At 42.4% G+C, this 13,163-nt stretch carries 10 protein-coding genes; 5 read left to right on the top strand and 5 right to left on the bottom strand.

Going from position 1 to position 13,163, the window contains the following annotated elements:
• Positions 1-141: 141 nt before the first annotated feature.
• The 4 genes from FCV43_RS12615 to moeA all read right to left on the bottom strand — a co-directional run bounded on the left by FCV43_RS12615 (position 142) and on the right by moeA (position 4,929).
• On the bottom strand, positions 142-588 hold the full coding sequence (locus tag FCV43_RS12615) for a hypothetical protein (protein WP_136995391.1): 447 nt from the start codon (positions 586-588) through the stop codon (positions 142-144).
• Positions 589-599: 11 nt separating this feature from the next.
• Positions 600-2,714 (bottom strand): LruC domain-containing protein, encoded by a 2,115-nt coding sequence (locus FCV43_RS12610; RefSeq protein WP_136995390.1) that lies wholly within the window; start codon positions 2,712-2,714, stop codon positions 600-602.
• 215 nt (positions 2,715-2,929) lie between these two features.
• Positions 2,930-3,682, bottom strand: a complete 753-nt coding sequence (gene moeB, locus FCV43_RS12605; protein WP_136995389.1) for a molybdopterin-synthase adenylyltransferase MoeB — start codon at positions 3,680-3,682, stop codon at positions 2,930-2,932.
• An 11-nt stretch (positions 3,683-3,693) separates the two neighbouring features.
• The gene (gene moeA, locus FCV43_RS12600) at positions 3,694-4,929 is read right to left on the bottom strand and encodes a molybdopterin molybdotransferase MoeA (RefSeq protein ID WP_136995388.1); all 1,236 of its coding nucleotides are present in this window, start codon (positions 4,927-4,929) and stop codon (positions 3,694-3,696) included.
• Positions 4,930-5,130: 201 nt separating this feature from the next.
• On the opposite strand from moeA, the gene folE reads away from it, so the two are divergent.
• Positions 5,131-5,784, top strand: coding sequence for a GTP cyclohydrolase I FolE (gene folE, locus FCV43_RS12595; RefSeq protein WP_017053242.1), 654 nt, complete (start codon positions 5,131-5,133; stop codon positions 5,782-5,784).
• Positions 5,785-5,952: 168 nt separating this feature from the next.
• Here folE and ppsA read toward each other — a convergent pair whose 3' ends face one another.
• A complete protein-coding gene (gene ppsA / locus FCV43_RS12590) occupies positions 5,953-8,325 on the bottom strand; it encodes a phosphoenolpyruvate synthase (RefSeq protein ID WP_136995387.1) in 2,373 nt (790 codons plus the stop codon).
• 170 nt (positions 8,326-8,495) lie between these two features.
• On the opposite strand from ppsA, the gene ppsR reads away from it, so the two are divergent.
• The 4 genes from ppsR to FCV43_RS12570 all read left to right on the top strand — a co-directional run bounded on the left by ppsR (position 8,496) and on the right by FCV43_RS12570 (position 13,159).
• Positions 8,496-9,329 carry a posphoenolpyruvate synthetase regulatory kinase/phosphorylase PpsR gene (ppsR, locus tag FCV43_RS12585; protein WP_136995386.1) on the top strand — a complete coding sequence of 278 codons (834 nt, stop codon included), beginning with the start codon at positions 8,496-8,498 and terminating at the stop codon, positions 9,327-9,329.
• A gap of 141 nt (positions 9,330-9,470) precedes the next feature.
• Positions 9,471-10,427 carry a GGDEF domain-containing protein gene (locus FCV43_RS12580; protein WP_136995385.1) on the top strand — a complete coding sequence of 319 codons (957 nt, stop codon included), beginning with the start codon at positions 9,471-9,473 and terminating at the stop codon, positions 10,425-10,427.
• Positions 10,428-10,651: 224 nt separating this feature from the next.
• The gene (locus tag FCV43_RS12575) at positions 10,652-12,049 is read left to right on the top strand and encodes a basic amino acid/polyamine antiporter (RefSeq protein WP_029203438.1); all 1,398 of its coding nucleotides are present in this window, start codon (positions 10,652-10,654) and stop codon (positions 12,047-12,049) included.
• A 126-nt stretch (positions 12,050-12,175) separates the two neighbouring features.
• Complete coding sequence (locus FCV43_RS12570) at positions 12,176-13,159, top strand: Solitary outer membrane autotransporter beta-barrel domain (RefSeq protein ID WP_136995384.1); 984 nt, start codon at positions 12,176-12,178, stop codon at positions 13,157-13,159.
• Positions 13,160-13,163: the final 4 nt, after the last annotated feature.

Genomic DNA, 13,163 nt, shown 5'->3' with positions numbered 1-13,163 from the left:
ATTCAAAATAGTGAAGCAAGTATTGATTTGGTAGTAAGTGACATTTTTTGCTTAGATGTGAGAAACATAACTTATTTACTGGGGGGAATGGGAAGAAAAACTAGGGAAGCGGCACTATTGTCCAACTTCCCATGAAATTGATTACCAAATTAATTGGCGGTTCGTGGTAGAAAAAACCTGCTGTTTAGGGGGCGAACCATCATAAAACCATATTTCGACTAACAACTCTTTTTTTGCATTTGGTACTGTAAAGTTGATGGTGCTTTTACCTTCTTGCAATGAAGCTGATGCGATGCGACTTGAATAATTCGCTTGTATGGCTGCGCTATTATCGGTGCTAAATTGATGGTAGACAGATACGTATGCACGTTGTGTGGTCTCACTGCTTAAATCAAGCTTGAGCTGAAAATCGTCTATTGGGTTGTAGTCAAACCCATCAGGAACAATTAGCTCAGAGGTCGTTAAGGTACTTTCTGCCGGAGTGGCGGTGCTATTACCGCCTTCAGAGCTTCCACCCCCACCTCCTCCTCCGCCCCCACATCCCATAAGAATAAGAGTTAGCGTTGTTACAGTCAGTAAGTTTTTCATAATCGATACCCTTATGGTTGATAGTATTTATTTTGTATAGCATTTGATGACTCAAACCAATCAGTGTTTTTACTGCCACCAGATTGCGCATACTCGGCAAAACTCGGATAGGCCGTTACAAGGTCGGTACGTTCTGTCGGCCATTCCCATTCATCGGTAATGAGTAGCGCCCAAGGTAAATTTGACGCTGTCTTAAAGTAAACACCTGAACTTTCATCACTGACATCGACACCAAGGCCGGCTAAGTTATCGGTATCAAATTTCTCTGTTGGGGCCTGGTCGGCTAAATGTATCTCGTAGCTACGACCGGGGTGATTGGGCAAGCCCTGCCCATGATAGGTTCCTGGTGAGGCAAAGATGAATGGGTCATATGGCATTCCCATAAGAGAAGAGACATCAGCATCTTCTTTCAATGTAATACTTAAGTTGAAAGCAAAAGCTTCGGAGTCTTTACAGCTATTAATGGTTCGATAGTAACTGCAATTTGTTGAAATCTTAGACGTTAAATCGTTCGATATAATAAATATTGCTTCGTTGGCATCCAGCTCCAATCCGCTATCTTCATTGATTGCACCGTTATGCTGTTGGAAGGTTCGAGCCGTATCAATCTCAGAGCGAGACAATCCAGCTAATCTAACAGCAAATCCATTTTTATAGTCTGCGCCATAAGCTGCAAATCGGCCTTTAATGGTTGATTTAACCACCTTATTCTCTTTAACAATTTCGGTGATGTGGTAGAACATGACGACGTCGTTCATATCGTAATCTGCGGTATAGGGCCAGTTATCTTCATAAGCGAGGGTCGCGTAGCCAAATTCGCTTGGGAAGTATCGAGCAGTGGCCCCATCATTGAGAACGTTGATTTGATAGTCTTCCACTTCTCCAGAGGTAGAGCCTCCGTTGTAATTAAGTCCTGTTTGTTGACTGAAACGAAATCGAGCCCATGTGTTACCGTTTAGGGCATTGATATCGACATTCAGCAGCAGTTGATTCGTGCCAGCAGTGAGCTCCTTGTCTGAAAATACCTTCTCGTTTTCATCGTCGAAATCACCATCTTGGTTCCAGTCTATCCATGCAGACAAGTAACCAGAGATTGAAGCATTGGCAATAATAATGGAGTCAAAACCAGTTTCTAGAGCGGTAACAAATCCGATTCCATCTTCATCATTACTGCCAGAAGTGTTATCACTTAAAGGGGACACAAAACCATCTTGTTCTCCGTCTGGTACTGAGTTGCCTAACCAAGTCATACCATCGATTTGGTGTCGTGGGCCATTACTGGCAAGCGTAGTTTGATAGCTATCAGGAGCGTCACCAAAATCGATGGTCGAGTCTTCATCAATCACAGGAGCATTTGCACAACGTGCACCATCGTTTTGACTAGATGAAGGACCATCTGCAAATTTAACCGCAGGGACATTTCCGGCGGCTATTTGAGCATCGTCGGATAAATCAATACGGTAGACTTGTCCATCTTGATTTCGAGATACGTAGTAGTAACCGTTGACATCAAAGTAACCCGCTCCAAATGTTCCTAGCTCGCCAGTATCTCCGATGTAAGTTTCAGCGCCTGTTGACGTATTAAAGCGATATAAACCGCCGCTGTTATTATCGATACCATATAGAGAACCATCACCGGGGTGGAAAGCGAAATCCGTTAATTTTGGGCTAGCGGAAGAGGAGATCTGCTCTACTAATAAAATGGCCGTTGGATCACTCTCAAGTGGGCGCAAGTCAATTCTAAAAAGCCCTTTTCCAGTGCGGTATAGGTAATAATATTGGTCGTGAACATCACCCACATAAAAAGTGTGGCCAGTGGGTAAATTAGCTGTGTTAACGATCTCTGCTTGGAAGTCGTGGCCTAACCTTACGATTTGTTTATTCGTTGTGTCGTAACCATAGATATAGCGGTTTTCAAAATCGAACCCGACACCGTTAATGTTCACATCCATGCCTGTGTCGCTTTGTATCAGCGTCGATTGACCAGTAACTAAGTTTAAGCCATACACTTGAACTGGGTTTGATTGGAATAAATAGGCTTTGCTTGGACAAGTATCGAATGGGGCTGCCAATGCCGCCCCTCCATAGGTAGCCAATGATAAAGCAACAATAGGTAGTATTCTCATGTCATCTTCCTTTCCTTCTAACGTATACTCCTTATTACAAGTTGCGTGCCATTTTTAACCTTTTGATTTCAATGTCTTTTATTTTTATATTTTCTATATTCTCAATTTGATTATCAATATTGGAGATATGAAAAAAGCCTTAGCGATTAGACTAAGGCTTAATGATGAGTGACGGAGTAATGCTACCAGCCATGAAACTGGATGGATCGATGACGTTATTTGCTACATACCGGACATGATGGCTGCTTGAATAATTTCATTTCACGCCATGTCAGTGACATCGCATCTAAGATCAATAGCTTTCCTTGCTTCGACTGGCCAAAGTTCGCTAATACCTTAATGGCTTCTAGCGCTTGAGTCGCCCCGATAATTCCGACAACAGGAGCCATTACTCCCGCCTCAACACAACTTAATGCAGCGGTTCCAAATAGGCTACTGAGGCATTGATAGCATGGCTGATTCTCATCATCATAAGTGAATACACTAATTTGACCTTCCATACGAATAGCGGCACCAGAAACTAATGGTGTTTTAGTCGCAAAGCAGAGTCTGTTCAGTTGATTTCGAGTTGCTACGTTGTCACTTGCGTCGAGCACTAAAGAGTGCGATTCCACAAGTTGTCTAAGCTGCTCATCGTTTAAGCGTTCAGAAACCGTATCAACCATGATATGAGGGTTAAGGGTTAAAAGTGTCTCCTTAGCGGAATCGACTTTCAAACGACCAATGTCTGCGTCACTGTGTAGAACTTGACGTTGTAAATTCGACAGTTCAACGACATCGTCATCAATCAAGGTGATTTTTCCAACCCCCGCAGTGGCAAGGTATTGAGAAGAGGCACAACCTAAGCCACCAGCACCAAGGATCAAAATTGAGCTCTGCTTTAGGGCTTCTTGTCCATCAAAATCAAACTGTTTGAGGATGATTTGACGATTGTAGCGAAGCATCTCTTGGTCAGATAATATTTCCAACTCTCAATTCCTTAATAAAGCGTAGAGTTAAACTGCTGGATCTGAACGGTTTCACCCACTTGAACATTGCCTCTGTCACGTTCAATAACGACGAAGCAGTTAGCAAGACTCATTGAACGAAATGCACCAGAGCTTTGGTTGCCTGTTGATTCAACTTCAAATTGGCCATCTTTGATGGTGTAGATCCCGCGTTGGTAATCAGTTCGGCCCGGGCCTTTTTTGAATGCCGTTTTTGTAATGGCAGGGATGGATTCAGGTGCTTGCCAATGAGTATGGCCTGCAAGTTTCGCTAGCATAGGTTGAACTAAAACATACATGGTCAAAATGGCTGAAACCGGGTTTCCTGGCAACCCACAGAACCATGCATCATCTAGAGCGCCAAAAGCAAAAGGCTTGCCCGGTTTAATCGCAAGTTTCCAAAAGCCGATCTCCCCAAGTTCTTCGAGTATGTCTTTGGTGTAATCCGCTTCGCCGACACTTACACCGCCGGAAGTGACAACCACATCAGCCATTTTTTGTGCTTTTTCAAATGTTGCTCGTAACGTGTCTTGGCAGTCTGGAATGATTCCAAGGTCAATCGCTTCGCAGCCAAAACCTTCGATGAGCGGCTTAATACCGTAGCGATTGCTATCGTATATTTGACCATCTTCCAACGTCTCACCCAATGATTTTAACTCGTCACCAGTAGAGAAAAAAGCCACTTTAGGTTTGGCAATGACGTTTAGATGACTAAAGCCAAGAGAGGCGATCATTGGGATATCGCGTGGAGTAAGTCTTACCCCTTTTTCTAGAACGATGTCACCTTGTTTGATGTCGTCACCGGTAGGGCGAATATTGTTTTGTGGTTTGATGTTCTCTTGTTTAATTTCAATGCCAAGATCTGTTACTGCGGTATTTTCTTGCATGATAACAGCATCACAGCCCTCAGGGATTTTTGCGCCTGTCATGATACGGATGCAGGTTCCAGCAGGCCATTCACCTTCAAATGGAAGTCCGGCGAAAGATTTACCAGCAAGCGGTAATATATTGGAACGCTCAAGATCAGCGAGTTTTATTGCATAACCATCCATTGCAGAATTATCAAAAGGTGGAACAAAAATTGGAGATAAAACGTCTTCAGCTAGGACATAGCCTAAAGCATCAGCAAGAGGTAGTTGTAGGGTCGTTTGAATAGGAGAGATACGCGAAAGCATTTTGTCTAGCGCGTCTTCAATAGGCATTAAGCCCGGAGCGTCACAGCAGCCCATATAAGAATCCTTTGGTACTTGTCATTATTAGAGTGTTATCGCCGAGTACTTTAGCATAAATTTAGCCCTGGCAATATACTCCACAGGTGTTGGTATTCATCACTTCAGTGCAATGCCCCTCACCAAAATAGGGGTGTAATTATTCAAGATTGCGAGTATGCTTGTCTGCCATCCAAAAGGGGTAAATCAAGAGGAATGCGAATGTCAGGTCTTAGCGAATCAGCTCTGTTGGTTAAAGATGCGCTATCAAGCCGTGGATTAGAGACGCCGATGCGTCCTAATGATGTAAGCCGAGAAGAGAAAAAAGAAAAGATTGAACACCATATGCGTGAAATCTTGTCTCTGCTCGAGCTAGACCTTACTGACGATAGTTTAGAGGAGACGCCTCAACGCATCGCCAAGATGTATGTTGATGAAGTGTTTTCAGGTTTAGACTACACAAACTTTCCAAAAATCACCGTCATCGAGAATAAGATGAACGTTAGTGAAATGGTTAGAGTAAAGGACATTACGGTAACCAGCACGTGTGAGCACCACTTAGTCACAATAGATGGCAAAGCAGCGGTGGCTTATATACCACGTGGAAAAATCATCGGATTATCAAAAATTAATCGTATCGTACGTTTCTTCGCTCAGCGCCCTCAGGTGCAAGAACGGATGACACAACAGATTCTAGTCGCATTGCAAACCTTGCTTGAGACAGAAGATGTTGCAGTAACGATGGATGCGGTGCATTACTGCGTTAAATCACGTGGAGTGATGGATGCAACAAGTGAAACCACTACTACTGCATTAGGTGGGATCTTTAAGTCCAATCCAGCGACAAGGCATGAGTTTCTCAGCGGCTTACGCTAGGTTTATGGTTAATAGCTCAATAGATTAATCGTGAAAGGCGACTAGCCATTAGCGACAAGAATAAGAAAGCCGATGACATAAAAATGTCATCGGCTTTTTTTACTTAGTTATAGAGCGGCTCAATTATAAATCTGCTCAGTTATAAATAACGATTCTTGTTATAGAACGCTATTTTTGGTCAATGTTACCAAGCTTGAGCCAAGTATCGACAACAGTATCTGGGTTTAACGATACAGAACTAATGCCTTGCTCCATTAACCATTGAGCAAAATCGTCATGGTCAGATGGGCCTTGTCCGCAAATACCAATATATTTTCCTGCTTTGGTTGCGGCATCAATGGCCAATTTAAGCAACGCTTTTACTGCTGGATCTCGTTCATCAAACAAGTGCGCGACATCGCCTGAATCTCGGTCTAAACCAAGAGCCAATTGCGTCATATCATTTGAACCGATAGAGAAACCATCAAAGAATTTTAAGAACTCGTCTGCAAGTATTGCGTTAGACGGCAGTTCGCACATCATAATGACTTTTAATCCATCTTGACCGCGTCGTAAACCGAATTTAGCTAATAGGTCGATCACCGATTCCGCTTCGCTTGGCGTTCGAACAAATGGGATCATGATCTCCACGTTCTTTAAGCCCATTTCATTACGTACACGCTTGATTGCTTGAGTTTCAAGTTCAAAACAGTCTTCAAAAGAGGAAGATATGTAGCGAGAAGCGCCTCGAAAACCTAGCATAGGGTTCTCTTCGTGCGGTTCGTAATCTTTACCACCGACTAAGTTGCTATATTCGTTCGACTTAAAGTCAGACATGCGGACAATCACACGCTTAGGCCAGAAAGCCGCACCTATGGTTGCAATACCTTCAGTAAGCTTACTAACATAGAAATCGATTGGATCATTGTAGCCTTTAATGCGCTCTGTGATCTCAGTTTGAAGCTCTTTAGGTTGTGCATCAAAATTGAGCAGGGCCTTAGGGTGGATCCCAATCATTTTGTTGATGATAAACTCTAGACGCGCGAGGCCGACACCTTCGTTAGGTAATTGAGCAAAGTCGAAAGCACGATCTGGGTTTCCAACATTCATCATGACTTTAGTCGGAAGTAATGGTAACTCGTTGAATGCTGACTGTTTGACTTCAAAGTTCAACTCGCCTTGATAGACAAATCCAGTTTCACCTTCAGAACATGACACTGTAACAGATTGCTCGTTTGTCAGCTTTTCTGTCGCATCACCACAACCAACAATGGCTGGAATGCCGAGTTCGCGTGCGATTATCGCAGCATGGCAAGTACGGCCACCACGATTGGTCACGATAGCAGAAGCCTTCTTCATTACCGGCTCCCAGTCCGGGTCTGTCATGTCTGTGACCAGCACATCGCCATCTTGGACTAGTGACATTTGATCTAAAGAAGAGACTAAGCGTACAGGGCCAGTACCAATTCGTTGCCCAATGGCTCGGCCGTCAATCAAGACTTCTGCTTTCGTGTTTAATTGGAAACGCTCGACAACATTCTTATCGCTTTGAGAACACACGGTTTCTGGTCGTGCTTGGACAATGTAGATCTTGCCGTCAATCCCATCTTTGGCCCATTCAATATCCATTGGACGCTGGTAATGTTTTTCAATAATTAAAGCCTGTTTCGCAAGCTCTTCAATTTCATGATCGGCCAGTGAGAAGTGCTTCTGCTCTTCTTCATCTGTATCAATGATCTCAACTTGCTTACCGATCTCTTGGCTATTGGCGTAGATCATTTTGATCAGTTTGGAGCCAAAGGTCTTGCGGACGATCGAATGATTACCGGCTTCAAGGGATGGTTTATGAACATAGAACTCATCGGGGTTCACTGCGCCTTGAACGACCATCTCACCCAGCCCCCAAGAGGAAGTAATGAAGGCGACTTGATCAAATCCTGATTCGGTATCGAGTGTAAACATCACGCCAGATGAGGCTTTGTCAGAGCGAACCATGCGTTGAATACCCGCAGATAGCGCAATGCCTTCGTGATCGAAACCTTGGTGCACACGATATGAGATAGCCCTGTCATTAAATAACGAAGCATAAACGTGCTTCGTCGCTTCAATAACCGCATCGATGCCTTTGACATTAAGGAAGGTTTCTTGTTGACCAGCGAACGAGGCATCAGGGAGATCCTCTGCGGTTGCGGATGAGCGTACCGCGACTGAAAGCTCGTCATTACCATCAATCAGTGTCGCGTAATGCTCACGGATATTATGTTCTAACTCCGCGGGGAAGGGAGCATCCAGAATCCATTGTCGAATCGTCGCGCCTGTCTTACGCAGAGCGTCAATATCTTCAACATTCAAATCATTGAGTAGGGCATAAATTCGGTCATTAAGCTGTTCAAATTCCAAAAATTGATGGAAGGCAAACGATGTAGTAGCAAAACCGTTAGGAACTGAAACGCCAGCATTGGATAAATTAGAAACCATTTCACCAAGTGAAGCGTTTTTACCGCCGACTTTGTCGACATCGTTCATGGACAGGGTATTAAACCAAAGAGTGTACTTTTGCATGTCTATCTCCGAAACATTGCATTAAGTGCGAAAAAGGCAAACGATTACGTATTGGCTTAAAAAATTTTCACAAATGTTAAAAGCTGTGGGGGACGTAATAGCATGCCCGTGTAGGATTTCGTTATTATGGGTACATCCTACTCAAAAAATTTTTAAAACTTAAATAAAATATGCAAACAGAATATCAAAGTCGTGATGTGTTCTATGTTTCTGACGGAACGGCCATCACTTGCGAAACGTTAGGGCACACTGTACTGGCTCAATTCCCATTTAAAGCCAATATTCAGACATTTCCGTTCATCGAAAGTGAAGAGAAGTTGAATGATTTACTGAAAGAAATCGAACTCTCATTTTCAACTTCTGGTACACCACCGCTGGTCTTTTTCTCTATGGTCATTCCTGAGATCAAAGAGAGATTGCTTCAAGCCAATGCTCATTTTTATGATGTTCTTGAGCGCGTAGTGGCTTCAGTCGAAGCGGATCTTGACTTAGAAGCAAAGCCTCAGTTACAACGTTCACATAGTGTGAATAAGGATTCAGTTGGTTATTTTGATCGGATTGCTGCGGTTGAATATACACTGGCTCATGACGATGGCATTTCACTTCGTGGTTTAGAAGAGGCCGATATTATTTTGCTTGGTGTTTCTCGCAGTGGCAAAACACCGACGAGCTTATACATGGCAATGCAGTTTGGTTTGCGCGTTGTGAATTACCCCTTTATTGATGAAGACATAAAACGACTTCAACTGCTGCCAAGCTTCGAGATTTTCCGTCATAAGCTGTTCGGTTTAACGATTGATGCCGAACGATTGACCGAAATACGTGGTAATAGACTCGCTGATAGTGAGTATGCAAGTACGGAGCAGTGCATCACGGAGTTAATCAGTGTTGAGGCTCTTTTTAGAAGAGAGGCTATCCCCTATATCAATACTTCAAGTATGTCTGTGGAAGAGATTTCGACTCGTATTTTAGAACGAACAGGTTTAAAGCGTCGGCTGTTTTAGATAGAGAAGATCTAATCATTTGGTGTTTTTATAAACACAAACAAATGGTGCTTGATATCTCAAAATCCGAAAATACAGATATAAAATGGCATACTGTTTTGGTAATGTAACAAACTATTTTAAATTTAGAACCATTAATTCATGCATGCACCTCCCCACAATTGTCGCCGTTCATTATGTCAAATTAGTCAAGTGCTATCGGTTTTACCTGAGCCTGTCTTTTTAATCGATAGAGCAGGGAAGTATCTTAATGTGTGGGGGGGAACTAGCCAACAACTTCATCACGATGCCCAGAAGTTATTAGGCTCTTGCTTAACTGATCTGTTTGAACCAGCACTGGCTAAATCCTTCCTTAAGGTTTTAGAGCAGGTATCGCTATCGGGTGAATCACAAATGATCGAATACACCATTTCCCCAAGTGATATAACGCAGTTTGAAGAGATTGTTGGACCAAAAGAGAAGCAATATTTCAGTGCCGTTGTTGCACCTTTCTCTGCTGAAGGGGAAGTTTTATGGTGCGTGAGAAATGTCACTGAGCTAAATAAAAGTTTGGAGCTACTGGGTAAGCAAACGGAATTGTTAGAGGAGCTAACGAACACTGACCACTTAACACAAGTGTTTAACAGACATGCTTTGGAAAATTATGTTCCTCCTGTAATGGAGAGAGCAAAGCGTGATCATGCGAGTGCGACAATCTTTATGATTGATGTGGACTATTTTAAACAACTCAATGATCACTATGGCCATACTTATGGCGATAAAGCATTACGTACCATCGCAGACTGTTTAAAAAGTGTAGAACGAAAAAATGGAATGTGTTTTCGTTATGGTGGTGATGAATTCCTACTGTTTTTCACTCACCTGACATTAGATGATGTGGAAGAGATAACATCGAAACTGAGTGACAAGCTTGAGCAATCCGCCCTAGTTCATGCCCACTCTCCAATCAGTGAAAAAGTGACGGTAACCATTGGGATTGAGCATCAGCGTATTATGCCTAACTCATGGGAATTAGAAGAGTTGGTACAACTGGCGGATAAGGCTCTATTTGAAGCCAAAAATACGAAAAGAGGTAGTATTAAGCTAAACGTCAATTAGCTTTCCTCTCGGTCTGTTGCATTGTTATGACACATTGATGTACAGATAGTATCCAAGATGTTCTCAACTGGCTCATTTTGATTTCTGATTAATTGATCAAATTCAAATAAAAGCATTTTTTGCTAAATTATTGGTCGAATGCATGAGCTATATCGTGCATTTTTTCAATAAGTCATCATAATACTCGGCTATCTCACCATAAGTTAGATTTTAATTAGGTTAATATGGAAAAGAAATTGGGGCTGGGTTCACTAACAGCACTCGTCATTGGCTCGATGATCGGGGCGGGCGTTTTCAGCTTACCTCAAAATGTAGCCGCGATCGCAAGCCCTGCAGCGGTTATGATTGGCTGGTTAATTACTGGTGTGGGAATGGTATTTCTTGCACTTTCTTTCCAACATCTTGCTCACTTAAAACCTAATATTGATAGCGGTGTGTTTGGTTATGCACAAGCTGGGTTTGGTGATTTTGTCGGTTTTTGCTCTGCTTGGGGTTATTGGCTAAGTGCGATGCTTGCCAACGTATCCTATCTGGTGATTGTCTTCAGTACGCTTGGAATGCTATTTGATCAACCAGATGCCGTCTATTTCGGCGCAGGCAACACATGGTTATCTGTTGCTGGATCTTCGATTCTGTTATGGCTGGTGCATGCATTGGTATTACGCGGAGTCCAAACTGCTGCATTGATCAATGTTATTACCACTTGCGCTAAACTTATCCCATTGATTCTGTTTATCCTCTGCGCTTCTATTGCCTTTAAATGGGACACCTTTGTTTTTGATTTTACTGGTGTAAGCTTTGGACCAGAACATGATTTACTTGCACAAGTAAAAAGTACCATGTTGATTACGGTTTGGGTATTCATCGGTGTTGAAGGTGCTGTCGTTGTATCAAGTCGAGCTAAAAAGCGTGGTGATATAGGCAAAGCAACAATTTTAGGTTTGTTAACCGCACTTACGATATATGTATTTGTAACTTTGTTGTCTATGGGGGTGATCAGCACACAAGAGCTAGCGACGTATCAAAACCCTTCAATGGCGAAAGTGTTAACAGAGATCATTGGCCCGTGGGGTGAACTAGTTATTGGTGTCGGCTTGCTTATTTCTGTATGCGGAGCATTTCTAAGTTGGACCGTTCTTGCATCTGAAGCGCCATATTTAGGTGCAAAAGATAAAATGTTTCCTAAAGTATTTGCGAAAAAAAATGACAGCGGTAGTCCATATAAAGCACTGACGTTTACCAATGTTTGCATCCAATTTTCGCTGATCTTCGTGATGTTTGCTGGTAGTACTTACGACACTCTACTTATCATTGCTTCTGAGATGATTCTTGTCCCATATTTTCTTGTGGGCGCCTATACATTGAAGCTGGCCATCGATACCGGGAATAGAGGTTCATTACTCTATGTTGGTATCTTCGCGAGTGCGTATGGTGTCTGGCTGCTTTATGCATCGGGTTTAAACTATTTACTTCTCTCTGCACTCCTTTATGTACCTGGATTATTGTTTTTCATAAAGGCAAAAAAAGAGCAGCAGCAACAAGCATTTAATTTTAAAGAAAAGCTAGGGGCTAGCGTTCTTGCTATTGCTGCTACTTCCGCGTTGATAAACCTACTGTCATAACGGTATCATTTCATAGAATAACCCCGCAAAAATCAATTTGTGGGGTTTTATCTTTTAGATTCAGACCTATACTTGAAAATAACACTAAGCAACTGCTTTCGATTATTTCATTTAATAGGAATCTTAATGGGCCGAATCATTTCCCGTAGTTTTGCCTTCTCTTTGCTATTTTTTCCACTTGCGTCTATCGCTTCAAATATTCAAAGCCAATTTCAGAAAGATCTTGAGCGCAATTTTGCCGCAGCGATTATTCTCACCGATAGTGATGTTCTAACGTTTGGCTTTCATGACTTTGATCCAAATGATTGGTTTGATTTGAAAAATGAAAATATTGGTACGGAAGATTCGATCAACTTACGAAAAAAAATCGCCGTGACGATATTGCCATATACTTTTGATCTCAGTGATGATGACGCCGTTAATAAGCACCAAATATCGGTTCGCTTATCATCTCTTGTCGTCGATCAAAATGTCGAAATAGATTCAAATTATAGCGATGATCGGCATAGAGAGCTTGTGGCCGGTCTTGGCGTTGAATACGAATATATACAAGCTCTAAATGAAGATTGGAGCATGAACTGGGGGATCGGCACACATATTCAGTACTATAGAAGTCGGTATGACTATGGAAGTGAGGTGTTAGATCCAATCAAAGACATTGTAGATGGTGTCATTGTTAATACCAGTGCCTGGGCTACGGTGATAGAGCCCAATATTGAATTTAAGTATGAGCAGCCTAAAGATTGGGGAAAGTGGACGTTTAAATCTCGGTTAAACTATTTTTATGGTTTCGGCTGGGGGGATGCGAATAACGGTCATATTGGCAATCCTGAAGGCTGGTTTGTAAGTAACGGCCTAGCGGCTTTTTACGATTTTGATCAATGGGGAAGAGCCGTACAATCGGTTTACAGCAGTATTCGTAGAGTTGATATTGGTGGAGATGCTTCAACTCCATTTGGCACAAGTCACTATTATGAAGGTAGTATCGGGTGGTTAATGACCCCACCTTTTGAAACAGACTTAATTGATAATGTCGGAATAGGGCTAAATATTAATTATGGTAGTAATTTGAAGGGCGGTAGTATCATTCTATTTTTCAACCAAGATTGAAGAT

This window comes from Vibrio genomosp. F6 (assembly GCF_005146325.1).
In the GTDB taxonomy this organism is placed as follows: Bacteria; Pseudomonadota; Gammaproteobacteria; order Enterobacterales; family Vibrionaceae; genus Vibrio; species Vibrio cortegadensis.
The sequence above is the reverse complement of the archived record's forward strand: the minus strand, read 5'-3'. Positions and strand labels throughout refer to the sequence as shown.